The sequence below is a fragment of the Streptomyces sp. NPDC005266 genome, from assembly GCF_040607655.1.
Taxonomy (GTDB): Bacteria; Actinomycetota; Actinomycetes; order Streptomycetales; family Streptomycetaceae; genus Streptomyces.
In genome coordinates this window covers 60,637-75,639 of the sequence record NZ_JBEXHC010000003.1, presented here as the reverse complement: position 1 = coordinate 75,639, position 15,003 = coordinate 60,637, and the positions used below count along the sequence as shown (strand labels likewise).

General features: G+C 69.6%; 15 protein-coding genes and 1 pseudogene. 8 read left to right on the top strand and 8 right to left on the bottom strand.

Features of this window, described 5'->3' with window-relative positions; all coding sequences use genetic code 11:
* Positions 1 to 46 precede the first annotated feature (46 nt).
* From ABZU99_RS06660 to ABZU99_RS06635, 6 genes are all read left to right on the top strand, one after another.
* A complete protein-coding gene (locus tag ABZU99_RS06660) occupies positions 47 to 325 on the top strand; it encodes a hypothetical protein (protein ID WP_355941380.1) in 279 nt (92 codons plus the stop codon).
* Positions 322 to 1,269 carry a ribokinase gene (locus ABZU99_RS06655; protein ID WP_356043477.1) on the top strand — a complete coding sequence of 316 codons (948 nt, stop codon included), beginning with the start codon at positions 322 to 324 and terminating at the stop codon, positions 1,267 to 1,269. The genes ABZU99_RS06660 and ABZU99_RS06655 overlap by 4 nt, the downstream gene beginning before the upstream one ends.
* Before the next feature lie 128 nt (positions 1,270 to 1,397).
* Entirely contained in the window at positions 1,398 to 2,390 is a 993-nt protein-coding gene (locus tag ABZU99_RS06650; RefSeq protein WP_355941386.1) for a ribose-phosphate pyrophosphokinase, read from the top strand.
* A 43-nt stretch (positions 2,391 to 2,433) separates the two neighbouring features.
* Positions 2,434 to 3,738, top strand: a complete 1,305-nt coding sequence (locus tag ABZU99_RS06645; RefSeq protein ID WP_355860034.1) for an amidohydrolase family protein — start codon at positions 2,434 to 2,436, stop codon at positions 3,736 to 3,738.
* 84 nt (positions 3,739 to 3,822) lie between these two features.
* Positions 3,823 to 4,011, top strand: a complete 189-nt coding sequence (locus ABZU99_RS06640) for a tautomerase family protein (RefSeq protein ID WP_355860036.1) — start codon at positions 3,823 to 3,825, stop codon at positions 4,009 to 4,011.
* Between the two features lie 419 nt (positions 4,012 to 4,430).
* On the top strand, positions 4,431 to 5,381 hold the full coding sequence (locus tag ABZU99_RS06635) for a flavin reductase (protein WP_355941392.1): 951 nt from the start codon (positions 4,431 to 4,433) through the stop codon (positions 5,379 to 5,381).
* 202 nt (positions 5,382 to 5,583) lie between these two features.
* On the opposite strand, the pseudogene ABZU99_RS06630 reads toward ABZU99_RS06635, so the two are convergent.
* The 3 genes and pseudogenes from ABZU99_RS06630 to ABZU99_RS06620 form a co-directional block, all read right to left on the bottom strand.
* Positions 5,584 to 5,808: pseudogene (locus ABZU99_RS06630) on the bottom strand (transposase); the annotation flags it as partial.
* 24 nt (positions 5,809 to 5,832) lie between these two features.
* Positions 5,833 to 6,096, bottom strand: a complete 264-nt coding sequence (locus tag ABZU99_RS06625; RefSeq protein WP_355941395.1) for an excalibur calcium-binding domain-containing protein — start codon at positions 6,094 to 6,096, stop codon at positions 5,833 to 5,835.
* Between the two features lie 318 nt (positions 6,097 to 6,414).
* The gene (locus ABZU99_RS06620) at positions 6,415 to 6,624 is read right to left on the bottom strand and encodes a hypothetical protein (RefSeq protein ID WP_355941398.1); all 210 of its coding nucleotides are present in this window, start codon (positions 6,622 to 6,624) and stop codon (positions 6,415 to 6,417) included.
* Between the two features lie 261 nt (positions 6,625 to 6,885).
* On the opposite strand from ABZU99_RS06620, the gene ABZU99_RS06615 reads away from it, so the two are divergent.
* A complete protein-coding gene (locus ABZU99_RS06615) occupies positions 6,886 to 7,122 on the top strand; it encodes a hypothetical protein (protein WP_355941401.1) in 237 nt (78 codons plus the stop codon).
* 86 nt (positions 7,123 to 7,208) lie between these two features.
* Here ABZU99_RS06615 and ABZU99_RS06610 read toward each other — a convergent pair whose 3' ends face one another.
* Genes ABZU99_RS06610 through ABZU99_RS06600 form a run of 3 tightly spaced genes read right to left on the bottom strand, consistent with a single transcriptional unit; the run spans position 7,209 to position 9,774 of the window.
* Positions 7,209 to 7,352 carry a hypothetical protein gene (locus ABZU99_RS06610; protein ID WP_355941404.1) on the bottom strand — a complete coding sequence of 48 codons (144 nt, stop codon included), beginning with the start codon at positions 7,350 to 7,352 and terminating at the stop codon, positions 7,209 to 7,211.
* A 39-nt stretch (positions 7,353 to 7,391) separates the two neighbouring features.
* A complete protein-coding gene (locus ABZU99_RS06605) occupies positions 7,392 to 8,030 on the bottom strand; it encodes an endonuclease (protein ID WP_356043877.1) in 639 nt (212 codons plus the stop codon).
* Positions 8,031 to 8,076: 46 nt separating this feature from the next.
* Complete coding sequence (locus tag ABZU99_RS06600; protein ID WP_355941407.1) at positions 8,077 to 9,774, bottom strand: helix-turn-helix domain-containing protein; 1,698 nt, start codon at positions 9,772 to 9,774, stop codon at positions 8,077 to 8,079.
* A 420-nt stretch (positions 9,775 to 10,194) separates the two neighbouring features.
* On the opposite strand from ABZU99_RS06600, the gene ABZU99_RS06595 reads away from it, so the two are divergent.
* Positions 10,195 to 12,390, top strand: a complete 2,196-nt coding sequence (locus tag ABZU99_RS06595) for an EAL domain-containing protein (protein WP_355941409.1) — start codon at positions 10,195 to 10,197, stop codon at positions 12,388 to 12,390.
* A 43-nt stretch (positions 12,391 to 12,433) separates the two neighbouring features.
* Here ABZU99_RS06595 and ABZU99_RS06590 read toward each other — a convergent pair whose 3' ends face one another.
* Positions 12,434 to 12,814 (bottom strand): DUF779 domain-containing protein, encoded by a 381-nt coding sequence (locus tag ABZU99_RS06590; RefSeq protein WP_355941412.1) that lies wholly within the window; start codon positions 12,812 to 12,814, stop codon positions 12,434 to 12,436.
* Between the two features lie 192 nt (positions 12,815 to 13,006).
* Complete coding sequence (locus tag ABZU99_RS06585; protein ID WP_355941415.1) at positions 13,007 to 14,992, bottom strand: N-6 DNA methylase; 1,986 nt, start codon at positions 14,990 to 14,992, stop codon at positions 13,007 to 13,009.
* Positions 14,993 to 15,003 lie beyond the last annotated feature (11 nt).

The following is a 15,003-nucleotide window of genomic DNA, read 5'->3' as shown; positions in this document are numbered from 1 at the left end:
GTTTGGCCGGAGTGACGTGACAGATCCCCATCAGCGGCGCCCCATCATGAAGGACACGGTGGCGAACGCCCAGGTGTCGTCGAGCTCGGTCAGCCACGTGCTGAACGACTCAGGACCGGTCGCGCCCGAGCGCCAGCGGCGGGTACGCGACGCGGTTCGTCTGCTTGAGCACGCGCGCGACGAGTCTGGAGTGACGGAGCCGACCTCGTCCCGGGACGCCCTGGTCTCGGTGGCGGTGCACGGTCGCGAGGTCGACACGATGACCGAACTGGAGACGAAGGTGCAGTTGAGAGAGTCGGTGTGCAGACCGGTGGACGAGGCATGAGCGGCCGGCTGCTGGTCGTCGGAGCATTGAATGTCGACATGGTCGTCACCGCGCCCAAGCTGCCGGGGCCAGGGGAGACCGTCGTGGGGGCCGACCTGCAGCGTCACGGCGGCGGGAAGGGCGGCAACTCGGCTGTCGCGGCGGTGCGCTCGGGGGCCGATGTCCGCTATGTCGGCGCCGTCGGACGTGACGAGCTCGGGATGACTGCGCTGGCCGAGCTGCGTGCCGAAGGGATCGATGTCACCGACGTCGTGATCAAGGAGGGATCCGCCACTGGAGCTGCCCTCATCGTCGTGGATTCCGTCGGCGAGAACCAGATTGCCGTAGCTGCAGGCGCAAACGCCGCGGTCGCTGCCCAGGACGTGAGCACCGCGGTGGAGCGAGCGAGCGGGTGGCCGGGTTGCGTCCTGGTCAGCACCGAGATCTCGGTGGCGGCAGTTGCCACCGCCGTCGAGGCCGCGACAGCACAGGGCTGGCTCTGCGTGCTCAACCCGGCTCCGGTCATGCCCGGCATCCGAGAGCTCCTCAAGCTCGCGCCGATCATCACGCCGAACCAGGGTGAGCTGCGAGACCTCTACCGTCTGCTCGGCGAGCACGGAGACCCGCCGGTGGAGATGATGGCGGCCGCGGTGGCGTCCCACACCAGGGCGCCGGTGGTCGTCACGTTGGGTGCCGACGGTGTGCTCTCGTGTGGTGCTGACGGAGTCAGCACCCGGATCCCGGCTGGTTCGGCACGTCGGGTGGTCGACACCACCGGCGCCGGCGACACCTTCAACGGCGTGTTCGCCGCCAGCCTGGCAGCGGGGGAGGACGTCACCAGTGCGGCTCGTCGCGGCGTGGTGGCTGCGGCGTTGTCGGTCGAGTCGGCGGGAGCGCGCACGAGCATGCCGAGTGCGCCAACGATCGACGTGGTGCTGGCGAGCGCCGACAGTACGAACACGTGATTCAGGTGGGCTATCAGTGATTTTTATTGACCCGAGTAGAAAGGTTTCTACTTCATGAATCAGAGCATGCACAGTACAGGAGAGTCGGACAGTCGCGCAGGCGTTGGCACCGAAGGACCAGTGATTTCATGAACGCGTCGTTGCAGGCGGATTCCGACAAGCGGCTCATGGTGTTCTCGGGTCGCTCCAACGCGCCGCTGGCGGGTGCCATCGCCGAGCTCCTCAAGATCGAGCTCGGCAAAGTGACACTCAAGACGTTCTCCAGCGGAGAGGTTTACAGCAGGTTCGAAGAATCGATTCGAGGGGCGCATGTCTTCATCGTCCAGCCGATGTGCGCGAACCCCGAGACCGGTGTCAACGCCAACGACTCGCTCCTGGAGCTCCTGGTGATGGCGGACGCTGCCGTCGGTTCGAGCGCACACCGCGTGATCGCAGTGACTCCGTGGTACGGGTACTCGCGGCAGGACAAGAAGTCGGCTCCGCGCGAGCCGATCTCGGCGCGCATGGTGGCGCGCGCTCTCGAGGCGACGGGTGTCGACCGCGTGCTGACGATGGACCTGCACGCCGGCCAGCTGCAGGGTTTCTTCGGCATCCCGGTGGACCACATGACCGCCGTGGGTATCCTCGGTGACTACTTCGCCGGCCTCGGCGACGACCTGGTGATCGTCGCTCCGGATGCGGGCCGGGTGAAGCTCAACAAGCAGTTCGCCACCCAGACCGGGGCCGGCCTGGCAATTCTGGACAAGGAGCGGCCGCAGCAGCAGGTCGCCGAGATCAACACCGTCATCGGTGATGTCCGCGGGAAGACGGCGATCGTGGTCGACGACATCATCGACACGGCGGGCACGCTGTGCGCAGCAGGAGAGGCGCTCATGCGCGCGGGGGCTCGTCGAGTGCTCGCCGCGGCGACCCACGGCGTCTTCAGCGGGCCTGCGTTCGAGCGACTTGCCGCGTCACCGTTCGAGCGGGTCGTCGTCACGGACACAATCCCGCTCCGCGCAGGTGCCCCCGCCAAGATCGAGGTGCTTTCCTGTGCCCCGTTGCTCGCGGACACGATCAGCAGGATATTCACCGACGGCTCCGTGAGCGCGGTCTTCGGTGGAAGAAACCACACGTTCTGAGGGGAACAGACATGTCGGATCCAGAGACCTTCCTGGACTTGCGGTGACACCCGGCGACATCGCCATCGAGGGCGGCGTGGTCTGGTCAGGGCCGGGTGAGCACCACGAAGACGGGCTCGTCCACATCCGAGCGGGCACGGTGGTCTACGCAGGGCCAAGGGTAGACGGCAAGGTGCCGCAGGGGACCCCGTGTCTCGACGCCGCGGGTTGCACGGTCCTGCCCGGCCTGATCGACGCACACGTCCACCTGACGACCAACTCCGATCACCACCACGTGATTGCGAGTGATGTCTTCCGCGGCCAGGTGAGCAAGCCGGGCAAGCTGCTGCACGGGCTGCGGAACGCCCACCGATCGCTCGCCGCCGGATTCACGACGCTGCGGGTCATGGGGCACCGCGGCGCCGGAGAGATCCAGCTTCGCGATTTCATCGATGAAGGGCTGGCCGTCGGACCTCGTTTGCTGGTCGCGCCGTGGTGGATCACGATGACAAACGGTCACGGCGATCTGTTCTACCCGCCGTACACACAGCGGGAGCAGTGGGACACGGCGGACGGCATCGACGAGTGCCGCAAGCTGGTGCGGCTCCACGCCAAGGCCGGTGCGGACTTCATCAAGGTGATGGCCAGCGGAGGGATGTCGAAGGGCGAACGGCCGAGCTGGCCAAATTACAGTGCTGCCGAGTTGACTGCCATCGTCGAGACAGCCCACGAGTTGGACCTGCGGGTCGCGGCTCACGCACTCTCCGCGGAAGGCATCCGGCGCAGCCTCGCGGCAGGTGTCGACTCCATCGAGCACGGCTCGTACCTCGAGGAAGACATGGCGGCCGAGATGGCTGAGCGTGGGACCTTCCTCGTCCCCACGATGTCCTTCAACGACTGGTGCCAACGGGAGGGGACGCTCCGTGGTCTGACCGCACAGGGGGTGGCTGATCTCAGTGACGCACACGACCGGACCCTCGAGTCGTTCGCACTGGCGCGCGAGGCAGGGGTCAGGGTGGTGATGGGCACCGACTCCTCGGGGACCCTGTGCCCGTTCGGGGCGCACGCTCGAGAGCTCGAACTGTACGTGGAGCACGGCATGTCCACCGACGAAGCGCTCGCCACCGCTACGGCGAACGCGGCGTCGCTGCTGGACCGACCGGAGCTCGGTTCACTGCGGCCCGGTGCCGTCGGAGATGTCGTCGTCGTGGAGGGGAACGTGCTTACCGACATCAGTCGCCTGGCCCAGCCCTCCAACATCAGGCACGTCGTGCGGGCTGGGCGTGACCTCAGCGGCTATTTGCGCGGTGTATCGGAGGTGCTCGACCTCCGGGCAGCTGAATACCCGACCCGGTCCGACGGGTCCTGATCGACCAGCGACACGACCGAGGCCGACCCACCAGGCCCGACGGTCCTCCCACCTTGGAACCACGAGAGAAGGAGAAAGAGAACAATGGCTCACATCGAAGCTTCGTTCTTCAACAGGCGTTTCGACGACGAGAAGTTCAGCGAGCAGATGGTCGAGGCGCTTACCCATGCGGTCGCCTCGGTCCTGGGCGAGGACGCGGGGAACGACACGACCGTCATCCTGCACAGTGTCGAGCCGTCGCGCTGGGGCTACCGCGGCAAGCTGCTGGGCTGAACAGCGGGGCCCTGCAGACCGGACTCATGCCCGCGACCAACGGCCTGTCAGACCGACGACTGTTGGCCGACGACTGTTGGCCGACGACAGGCTCGTCGGCCAACATGTCTACGCCCGCGCGCGACCTCTCGGCACCGAGTACATCTCCAGCTGCATCGAGTCCCGCGGGGGCGAGCCCGAGCCCTGCTACGCGCCGGTATTCGCGTCCATGCTGGCCGCAGCCGGGGCGTCGAGGCGGGAGGCCCTCGCCGGGCCCTCCTTTTGGGCCCCTGACGGCAGGTCTGCTGCCCTTCCCCCGCTGTCGGAGTGCAGGAGGTTGATGTCGTTGAGCAACAGCCACACGGGCAGCATTGGCGGGTCCGGTTCGGGAACCGTCACGTCGACCGCCTTTCCCAAGGCAGAACGAGGAGTGGAAGAAGATGTCGGACTTTAAAGACCTGGTGCGTTCGGCCTGGGATGCTGCCTGGAACCACGGGGACTCTGATGCCCTGGACGAGATTGTCCATCCCGACTACGCGTTGGAGAACGCCGGGCTGGGGCGTACCTCGGGACTGGCCGAGCTGAAGGGCCAGGTCCGCGACATGCGGGCCGCCATTCCCAACCTGCAGACGACAGTGGACATGATCGTCGTGGACGGCGACGACTTCGCGATCTTCTGGTCGGCTACGGGGACGTTCATCAACGCATTTGGCGACGTCCCCCCGACAGGCCGTACTCTCCAGGCCCGAGGCGCGATCCAGGGAGCGCTCCGCGAGGGCCGGATCATCCGCGAGCGCGTGACGTGGGACCCCAGCGTCGAGATGCTCTCCGACCTGGGAGCGCCAGGGCTGGAGTCGGCATGCGAGCCAGCCGGGACACACGCCGGCGTCGGCGAGCCCGATGAGGGGCCCAGCATCGAGGAGCTCAAGGAGTTCAATCGCAAGTTCGTGACCGGTGTCACGGTGGTGACGGCCAGCGACTCCGCTGGTCGACCCCGCGGGCTGGCCGTCAGCGCCTACATGCCCATATCGCTGGATCCGCCGCTGGTGGTCGTGTGTGTGCAGAAGACGTCGTCGACCTACCCTTCGCTCTTCGAGTCCGGGCACCTCGGCATCAACATCATCGCCAACACGCAGCGGGCGGTGGTGGACAGGTTCGCCTCCAAGGCCGAGGACAAGTTCGCCGGGCTCGACTGGCACACCGCACCGGCGGGGTCTCCGCTCATCCGCGGGGCATCCGCCTCGATCGAGGCGGAGATCAAGGAGCGCTTCCGGGCCAAGACCCATGTGGTTATCGTCGCCCGAATCCGCTATCTGGAGGTCTCCAGCGTGGACCCGATGGTCTACAAGGCCGGGAAGTTCTACGACGGCGCGTCGCTCGAGGAGATCTGAACAGTCCTCGACGATCGCAGGGCTCACCTCCGCAGGCGGATGGGGCATGCGCCGAAGCGGTACAATGCCGACGGCAAGGTCGTTTCCGGCACCGGCGGCGTCTGCTACCTCTACTTCCCCGCTAAGGTTTCTGCAGCTCAGCGGGCTGCACTGGCCAGCGTCGGTGTCCGCTGACGGACGACTGAAGGCCCCGACCTCTCCAGGCAAGCAGCCTGCGCAGGCGGCGCGGCTCCAGCCAGCCGTGATTGACCGCGTCGTACATCGCTCCGTGTCCGCGCCGGTGCTCGGCGGTGAGCGTCAACTCGACCAGCCACGTCACCGGGCCCTCCGAGCACAGCACCGCGTCGGGGAGCTCGAAGAGCGTATCCGCCCGGGTGTAGAGGCAGTCGTAGAACTGAACACGAAAGTGGGCCCCTCGCTTCGGCAAGGAGGCGTCGTGCTGTCTGGGATGTCAGCTGTCGCAGCCGATTCCATCGCCGTCGCGGTCGAGGTGGGATCCGTATCCGGGTTCGCCGCGGTGAATGGGAGCGGCACCGGCCGCCCGGGCCTCGGAGCAGTTCGCGTAGTAGGCGGACCCGCCATCCGAGTTGCTTGAGTCGTCGTCTGACGAGTCGTTGGCGGCCGGGGCCTGAGCGGTGACCGTGACCTTCACGGTCTTGGTCTTGGTGACCGTGACGGTGGGCGCCGGCTTCGCCTTCTTCGGCTTGGTGGTCACGGTCGCGGTGACGGTGACTGTCGGGCCTGGCTTCGGTGCGGCTGCCGCCTGCTTCGTGTCGTCCTTTGAGCTCTTCGTCTCGCCGCTGGCTCCGGCGCCGATGCCGAGGAAAAAGAGCAGTCCGAGAGCGGGTAGGACGTATCGTTTGCGGGCCCACCTGGGTGCGGGTCTGGCGGCTGCTGGTGGTGGCGGGCTGGTGTACGGGTTGCTCATGATCCCCCCTGGGTGTTTCGGGTGGGATGACGGTAGTGGACAGCTGTGGCTACAGAAGGGGCATGTGAGGGGAAGTCACCAATCCGTGACTATCGAGCGTGTCGTCTACTCCTTCGCCTTCCGAGCTTGCTGTGCCGCTCGCACGGACTCTTCCAACGCGGCCATGAGGTCGACTGATGGCGCCGGCTCGGGCCGCACCGCAAGCTCACCTCCGGATGCTTTGGCGTCGACGAGACTGTTGAGCGCGGCGGTGTACTCGTCTTGGAGCTCGCTGATGTCGACGCCAGCGAGTGCGTCCATGAGTACCTCGGCCATCGAGCTGGGCTCTCTCTTGCTGTTCGCCTCCGCTACGCCGCTGGCGCTCGTGGCGGCGGTTCTCTACCGGCGGCTGCGGGCGCTGGGCATCACCGCGCCTGGCTCTGCGATCACGATGGTTGGCGGGGTCCTGGCGTCTGCGGCGCTGAGCGGCAGTGCGCTGTCGGCTGGGCGGGTGGCCGGCTGCCCAGGGACGCCGATCCGGCCCTGGCCCGCGCGCTGGCCGACCTGTCGTTCCTGTCGGGCGGCGTCGCCTACTCGGTGACGTTCGCGATGCTCATCTCCGGCGTCTCGGTGACCGGGCTGATGACCCGCCTGCTGCCGCGCCCGTTGACCTGGACCGGGCTGGTGCTGGCCGCTGCGGGGATGGTCTCCATGCTCTCGCTGGTGGCCGACCCGTTCAGCTTCCTGCTGCCGGTCGTCCGCTTCGGCGGGCTGGTCTGGCTGGTGGTCGTCGCCATCCTGCTGCCCCGCACCCGCCCCTCGCGGCACCAGTAAGCGTCGGGCACATGGGCATTGAGGGGGCCACTCCTTTGGGTGGCGCCCTCAACCATGCCAGTTCCGTCACCTCTCACCCCGAGGTCTCAGCCGTTTCTCACCCCGAGGTCTCGGCCGTTTCTCACCCGAGGTCTCAGCCGTTCGAGGCGTCCGCCCTCGATCCGCGTACCCAGCGCGATGGGCGCGGTGTCGCGCATGGCGGGCAGGACGCCTTGTTCGGCGATGGCCATCGACAGGCTCCAGGGCACCGGGAGCGGGCCGGCGTGCCGTCACGCGGCGGCCCGCACCTCCGCTGCTGCGTCCTCGTGGAGCGCGACCCGGACCAGGGCCGCGGCCAGCCGGGGCAGGTCTCTCCGATCCACCAGCCGCCCCAGCTCGCCGGGGGACTGGGGCAGCCCCACGCGCTCGGCGCCGTCCAGCGCCTTGCGGTCGAAGTAGGGGGCCGACTCCGGCCAGACGCCCTGCACCTCCCGCAGGAAGATGTCGACACCGGAGGGTCCGATGCCGGGGATGTCCCGCAGCAGCTTCCTGGGGTCCCCGGCCTCCCGCATCCGGCGCAGATCCCCCCGGTATTCCCGCAGCACCAGCTCGGCGGCCTCGCCGAGCTGGGTCGCGGTCCGCTCGTCGTAGCGGCGGTACCCGCCCCTGCCCAGCGCGTCGACGCGCTCCTGCCAGTCGGCTTCCGCCATCCTCCGGGCATCGCGCATTCGCGCCTCGAACAGGGCGCGGGCGGACGCCACGGCGATGTCCGCCTTGATCCGGGCTGACAGCAACTGAGTGAGCACCAGGAGCTGGTAGAGGGGGCCGGGGGTGTTCCGCAGGGTGATCCCGGCCTCGGCCGCATAGGTGGTGCCATGCCGGTCGAGCAGGGTGCGCGCCATGGCCTTGTGCTTCTCGCTCACGCGGATCCCACCTCCATCATGTGCGTCCATGGGTGCCCGGCGACGTCCCGCGCTATTCGGGCGCGCTGCGCATCAGCTTCCAGACCCTGGTGGCCACATGGAGGTTGAGCCTGCTGTCCACGTCCGCGAGATCGCTGCCGCTGATCTCGCGGATGCGCTGCAGCCGGTAGCGCAGGGTGGAGCGGTGGATGACGAGTGCCGCCGCCGTCTCGCTGTAGTTGCCGCCGCGGTCGAAGTACTGGCAGAGGGTCTCCACCAGGGCCGTGCGGTGCGTGGAGTCGTAGTCCAGCAGCGGGCCCAGCCATTCGCGCAGGAACCGGTCGACCTCCCGGTGGTCCTCGCCGGTGCGCAGGATCCGGTAGAGGCCGAGTTCGTCGAAGAAGGTCGTGCCGTACGCGGTGTGGGAGCGGCGGCGGACCTCCAGCGCCTGCAGCGCCTCCTGGTAGGAGCGGGGCAACTCGTGCGGAGTGTCGCACCGGCCGCCCACGCCGATCACCCCGGTGTCCGTGCCGATCTCCCGGCTCAGCGCGGTGTGCAGCGACCGCTCACCGGGCCCGCCCTGGGCGACCAGGACCGCCGTGCCGTCGCGCAGGGTGGGCAGGGCCCGCATGCCGAGGCTCGCGGCGGCCCGGCCGACGGCTCGCAGGAAGGACTCGTCCGCGGGGCCGTCCGGCCGGCCCACCGCGATCACATGGTGCGGGCCGTGCAGATCGTGGCCGACCGCCTCGGAGCGGGTGTACGCGCTCATGTCGTCCGCGCCCGCGAGCAGGTCGGCGACCAGCTCGCGCCGCAGTCGCAGCTCCACCTCGGCCAGCTCGCGTGAGTGCGCCAGCTCAAGGCCGAGCGAGGCCGTGGCCTGGTCCAGGGCGCGCACGGCCCGCTCGTCGGCCCGGCCCTCGGGGTCCACCAGGAACAGCGCGCCCAGCACCTCGCCGCGCGGATCGGCCACCGCGATCAGCCGGTCCCGCACCCGCACCGGACGCGGCCGGCGGGCGGCCTCGCGCAGCAGCTCCTCACGGTGCGCCGGATCGGGCTTGGGGTATGGATCGGGGCGCCCGGGGCCCGCCCAGGCCCGGAGATTGCCGAACCGGTCCTCGGACGCGGCCGGCAGCCCGGTGACCCGGTGCAGCGCCCGGACGATGCCCTCCTCGCCGTCGCCGCGGGCGGCGGCGCGGGCGAGGGCGTCATGGACCTCGCGCAGATGGCCGAGGTCGGCCAGGGAAGAGTCCAGCCGCCGCCGTATCGCCTCCCGCTCGTCCCGCGCCCGGCGCAGCTCCACGGCCTGGACCCGTTCGCGGTGGCGCGCGGCGGCGGCGGACAGCGCCGCGGAGGTCTGCCGCACGAGCACGCTCAGCAGAAACCGCTCGTCGTCGCCCGGCCGGTCGCGGGCGCTGACCACCAGGGTGCCGCGCAACCCGCTCGGGGCGCGCGATCCGCCCGGTTCGCGCAGCCCGAACGCCCATCCCCAGGCCCGCTGGGGAAACCGCACCGGCCCGTCCCGGCCCGCCAGCTCCCGCACCTGCGCGTCGAGCGCGGCGGTGGCCCGCAGGCCGTCGTGCGGGCAGCGGACCAGAGCGCCGCCGAGCTGCAGATAGCCCGCCTCGGCGCGGCCCGGCACCACCGCGCCGACCTGGGCCATCGCCTGGCGCAGTATCTCCGCCTCGTCCCGGCTGTCGACGCCGTCGAAGCTGTCGAAGAGGGTCAGACAGCGGTGCAGCAGCAGCTCGTGGGCGGCACCTGGTGGGGCCATGCGGTCACTCCATGCGTCCGGTATGTTCTCGTGCACACCCTGGGTACCCATTTATGGGCATTTCACCGCATGGACCGAATCGAGGTCCGGTTTTCCGTACCCGTGGCGCAGAGCGCCCCGTACCGGTGGCAGGTGCCCGGCTTGTCCCGGCTTCACCCATCTCCTGGGCCGCATCGAGGCAGTGGATTGCCGTTCTTCCTTTCCCCGGCGGACGGTTGATCAGTAATCTCGCCCCAGCAGCGGGTTGCCCTGCCGCTCTTCGTCGTGCTCAACTTCCCCGAGGACGCGGCCGACCCGAGGGCGCCCCGGAAGCCGGAAGAGGGCGAGGGAAGTGCACGACGTGGACTGGCGGCCGGAGGACATCGACGCCACAGGCGGTGGAGCGGCGGCCCATGGAGGCTGCCCCGCGGAGCACGCGATATGACCTCGGAACCGGGCGGACCGAGACCTGACGGCGGCGTGGGCGGCCGCGCCGGGGACCCCGGCCGGCCCGGGAACGACCGGATACGGCGGTTCGCGGCCATCTGGAGCCGGGCCGTCCATCCCCTCGCGGCCACGACCATGACCCTCGACGAGTTCGAGGGCTATCTGCTGCCGCTGGCCCGCCGGTTGGGCACCGCGCTGCGCACCCGCCCCTTCGACACGGCGGCCGCCTACGAGGTCGGGGCCGCGCTGGTGGACGCCCAGTGCGCCGAACCCGACGCCCTCCCCGCCATCCTGGGCGTCATCGACGCGCAGCTGGTGCTCCACTGCCCGCCCGAGGCGCCGATGAGCGAGGAGGAGGCCCGCGCCCGCTGTGCCCGGCTGCAGCACGCGCTCGCCGCCGGCTTCGTCCGTGAGCTGCGCGAACGCGAGCGCGATGAGCAAGCGGCCATCTCCCGGGCCGCGTTGGCCGCCCGTACCGAGGCCGAGAAGGCGCTGCACACGAGCGAGGCCAAGTTCCAGGCGGTGTTCCAGGGTGCGGTCATCGGCGTCGGCATCGCGGGTCTCGACGGCGAAGTACTCGTCGTCAACGACGCCATGGCCCGGATGTTCGGAGGTGCGGACTTCTTCCGCCCCGGGCGCAACGTCACCGAGTTCGTCCACCCCGACGACGTACCGAGCGCCCATGAGCTCTACCGCGAGCTGGTGACCGGCGTACGCGACCACTTCCGCATCGAGAAGCCGCACTACCGCGAAGACGGCAGCGTGCTGTGGACCAATCTGACGGTCACCCTGCTCCGCGACTCCACCGGAGCCCCCCAGTATCAGCTCGCCCTCGCCGAGGACATCACCGAGCACCGGCTGCTCCAGGAGCGGCTGCGCTACGAGGCCACCCACGACGAGCTGACCGGACTGCCCAACCGCACCCTGTTCCTGGAACGCCTCGACGACGTGCTCGCCGCCGCCGCCGACGCGACCCCGTTCGGCCTCTGCTACCTGGACCTCGACGGCTTCAAGTCCGTCAACGACAGCCTCGGGCACGCCGCCGGCGACCAGATGCTCAAGGCCGTCGCCGAGCGGCTGCGGACCTGCGTGACCTCGACGGACGAGCTGATCGCCCGTGTCGGGGGTGATGAGTTCCTGGCCCTGGTCACCGGCGTCTCGGCGCAGGCCGACGGCACCGCGCTGGCCCGCCGGATGCTCGCCGCGCTCGCCGACCCCGTTCGGGTCGGCGGCGGTACGCTCCAGGTGCGTGCCAGCATCGGCGTCGTCGACGGGCGGGCCGGGGAGATCGGCCGGGCCGAGGTGCTGCGCAGCGCCGACATCACCATGTACCGGGCCAAGGCCGCGGGCGGCAACCGCTATGAACTCGCCGACGCCGACTCCAACGCCCGGGTGATCGCCCGCCACAGCCTCACCAACGGGCTGCCCTCCGCCCTGGAGAAGGGCGAGTTCTTCATCGAGTACCAGCCACTGGTACGGCTCACCGACGGCACCGTACGCGGCGCCGAGGCGCTCGTGCGCTGGCTGCACCCGGTGCACGGGGTGCTCGGGCCCGACCAGTTCATCCCGCTCGCCGAGGACACCGGGCTCATCGTGCCGCTCGGCCGCTGGGTGCTGGAGCAGGCCGCGTGTCAGGCCCGCGACTGGCTGGACGCCGCGGAGAACGACGGCGAGCAGCTGCGCGTCAACGTCAACCTCTCGCCGTGCCAGCTCAGCCACCCGACGCTGGTCTCCGACACGGTGGCCGTGCTGGAGAACTCCGGGCTCTCGCCCAGCGGACTGTGCCTGGAGGTCACGGAGAACGACCTCATCGGTGCCGACGAGGACGCCCTGCGGCCGCTGCGTCAACTCGCCGACCTGGGCGTGGACATCGCCCTCGACGACTTCGGGACCGGTTACTCCAACCTCTCGTATCTGCGCCGGCTGCCGGTCTCCACGCTCAAGCTGGACCGCTCCTTCACCCGCGGAATGCAGCGGGCCCCGGCCGACCCCGTGGACGTCAAGATCGTCGAGGGGATCGTCTCGCTCGCCCACACGCTCGATCTGGCCGTCACCGTAGAGGGCGTGGAGACGGCGGTGCAGGCCGAGCATCTGCGGATGCTGGGCTGTGACACCGCCCAGGGCTGGTACTACGCCCGCCCCGGCCCCCCGGAGCGGCTGCACACCCTCGCCCTGGCCGACGCCAGCTGACGGCGCGAGGAGGTGGCCTCACCACCCCCTCGCACCGGCCTCTTCAGTGTGAGTCGCTGGAGTTCGCCTCGTCCATCAGGCGGGAGCGGATCAGGAAGCGCACGCCCTCGGGAGCCTCCAGGGAGAAGCCGCTGCCCCGGCCCGGCACCACATCCACCGTCAGATGAGTGTGCCGCCACCGCTCGAACTGCGACGCCGACATCCAGAAGCCCACCGGCTCCTCGACCCCGTCCACCTCCAGCTCCCCGAGCAGCACATCGGACGCGCCGGTACGGAACTCGCCCAGCGGATAGCACATCGGCGCGCTGCCGTCGCAGCAGCCGCCCGACTGATGGAACATCAGCGGGCCGTGGTCCGCCCGCAGTCGACGGATCAGATCGGCGGCCGCGGGCGTCAGCGCGACCCGGGGGGCGTCCTCGGGCATCAGGAGATTCCAAGCTTCGTCGGCGAGTAGCTGACCAGCAGATTCGTCGTCTCATGGTAGTACACCTGCCGCACGGTGGTTGACCAGCAGGAATGGCGGCTTGGCTGTCGTTGGTGGGGCGGCTGCCCGTGAGTGGTCCGGATCTCGGTCGGACGAGGGGGCACGAACAGCGGACGAACCTCCGTGACGCCGTCAGGTGGTCAGCCCACCCGCGCCGAGTCGATCGCTCACGTCGCTCACCAACCCCTTGCCCAGCCGGTCAGCCCGGGTGAGGAGAGCCTCGAAAGCCGTGAGGCGACGGAAGGTTTCGGCATACGCCACCTGCCCCTCCAAGGGGAGTTGGAGTACATGCAGACGCCGGATGTCGACCCGGGAGGAACTGGAGGCGTGGGTACCTGCCTGGCGGCCGTTCGCAGGGGCGCGCAGACAGCCGGCGAGGAAGTGGGCATCCAGTTTCTGCGGGTCCACCCGCAAGGCGTAGAGCTGGGGCCCCAGGGCCATCGGCGGTCCTTCGTGCACCCAGGCCTTGTACGCTCGGACGACTCCGGCGATCACGACGTCACCTTCCTCGGCGACGGCGTGTGCCGAGTCGGCAGGGATCAGTCCGCTGGGAGTGCCGTCCATCAGCAGGTCGGAGACGGTGAGCAGCGGTAGGGCGGCCCGATGGGGCGCGGCCGCGGTCTCCGGCGGTTGCTGTCCGGCGCGCAACGTCAGGGCACCGGCCTTGACGAGGTCTCCGACCGTGGCTGTGGTCTGCGGCGTCTCGGCCTCGAGGCCGAGTTCCGACAGGTACCTCACGTGGTCGGACAGGTCGGCCAGGTGAGTCCTCAACTCCTTCCAGGACGCAGCGAGTTCGAGGCCGGAAGGTTCCGCGCTCGCTGCGGTGTAGCGCCCCGGAGTGACGTCCACCTCGTCGTCCAGAAGGTCGAGCAGAGAGACACGAATGGCGTTCTCCGGCGGGCTGTCGTCAGGGCTGTCGAGGGCGTCCAGGGCGGAGAGGACGAAAGAGCCGAGAGCGTCCCAGTCCGGTCCCGGCTCGCGCGCGTCGGGTTTCGCGAACCGGGTGGCGTCCACGAGCAGTGCGTCCTGGCTGGGCAGGGCGGCGACGGTGCTGTCCGCAGCGGCTCGCAGGACCCACAACTGGAGTGAAACGCTGTGCGGTTGTGCGCTGCCGGGCGGCAGGGCCACGACTGCTCGGAGCACGCCGGTACGCAGCAGGGAGCCCCGGATGCGTCGGCCGGCCTTGCGCGACGCGACGGCGGGCGGAAGGACGACGACAGCCGCCCCGCCGGGCCTGAGGTGGGAGAGCAGGTGCTGCACCCAGGCGAGTTCCGGCTCGGTCCGCGGTGGCAGTCCGTGGGTCCAGCGCTGGTCGGTGGCGAGTTCCTCGTAGCCCCAGTCGCGTTCGTTGAACGGCGGGTTGCAGAGTGCGATGTCGGCCCGCGCCCCGGCGAACGGATCCTCGCGCAGTGCGTCGGCCGTAGCGATCTCCGCACGGACATCCCGGTCCTCCGAGATGAATCCGAGCCGCGCGGAGGCCAGCGCGGCGAGAGCCGGATCCCGCTCACACGCCTGCACCACCAGGCCCGACCCATCGTATTCCTGTGCCGCCGCGGCAGGCAGATGCCCAGTGCCGCAGGCCGGATCGAAGACGGTCAGTCCCTCATCGTCCTCGCCCATTCGGACCGCGAGGGCGATCCGGGTCATCAGGGCGGCGAGCTGCGGGGGCGTGGTGCTGAGCTGCCGTACATGCGTTTCGAGCCACCGTTGCAACAGGAACTCAAAGGTCTCGCGTGGCCCCTCGCTTCGCCCCAGCTTCGCCGCCTCACCCACCAGCTTCCGGGCGCCCGCGGAGAGTTCGGACTGCGAGGTCCGTGCGCGAGGAGAACGCATCCGACGGGCTGCCTCGGCGACGGCCAAGCCCGACTCGTCTCTGCTGCCGAGTGCCTCGAATCGCGGCCAGAGGAACTCGCGACGACCGATGTCCTTGAGTTTGCCGTTGTCCCGCAGCCATTGCTCCACCTCCGCCAGGGAGAACTGCGGACTGACGTCGGTGCCGCCGATCCGGGTGGGAAACGAGGTGTGGCGGCGGCGCCAGTTGCTCACCGCGGCGCGCCCCACGCCGGCGATCCGGGCGATCTCGGCCAGGCTGACGGGTACGGCGTTGGGTGTACTCATCGAACAGTCTC

What these genes read in the sequence shown, in the direction of transcription:
- ABZU99_RS06620 (WP_355941398.1), bottom strand. Translation starts at nt 6,624, where the DNA reads ATGGCCGAGGTACTCATGGACGCACTCGCTGGCGTCGACATCAGCGAG.
- ABZU99_RS06585 (WP_355941415.1), bottom strand. Translation starts at nt 14,992, where the DNA reads ATGAGTACACCCAACGCCGTACCCGTCAGCCTGGCCGAGATCGCCCGG.
- ABZU99_RS06655 (WP_356043477.1), top strand. Translation starts at nt 322, where the DNA reads ATGAGCGGCCGGCTGCTGGTCGTCGGAGCATTGAATGTCGACATGGTC.
- ABZU99_RS06635 (WP_355941392.1), top strand. Translation starts at nt 4,431, where the DNA reads ATGTCGGACTTTAAAGACCTGGTGCGTTCGGCCTGGGATGCTGCCTGG.
- ABZU99_RS06590 (WP_355941412.1), bottom strand. Translation starts at nt 12,814, where the DNA reads ATGCCCGAGGACGCCCCCCGGGTCGCGCTGACGCCCGCGGCCGCCGAT.
- ABZU99_RS06595 (WP_355941409.1), top strand. Translation starts at nt 10,195, where the DNA reads ATGACCTCGGAACCGGGCGGACCGAGACCTGACGGCGGCGTGGGCGGC.
- ABZU99_RS06600 (WP_355941407.1), bottom strand. Translation starts at nt 9,774, where the DNA reads ATGGCCCCACCAGGTGCCGCCCACGAGCTGCTGCTGCACCGCTGTCTG.
- ABZU99_RS06640 (WP_355860036.1), top strand. Translation starts at nt 3,823, where the DNA reads ATGGCTCACATCGAAGCTTCGTTCTTCAACAGGCGTTTCGACGACGAG.
- ABZU99_RS06660 (WP_355941380.1), top strand. Translation starts at nt 47, where the DNA reads ATGAAGGACACGGTGGCGAACGCCCAGGTGTCGTCGAGCTCGGTCAGC.
- ABZU99_RS06650 (WP_355941386.1), top strand. Translation starts at nt 1,398, where the DNA reads ATGAACGCGTCGTTGCAGGCGGATTCCGACAAGCGGCTCATGGTGTTC.
- ABZU99_RS06610 (WP_355941404.1), bottom strand. Translation starts at nt 7,352, where the DNA reads ATGGCCATCGCCGAACAAGGCGTCCTGCCCGCCATGCGCGACACCGCG.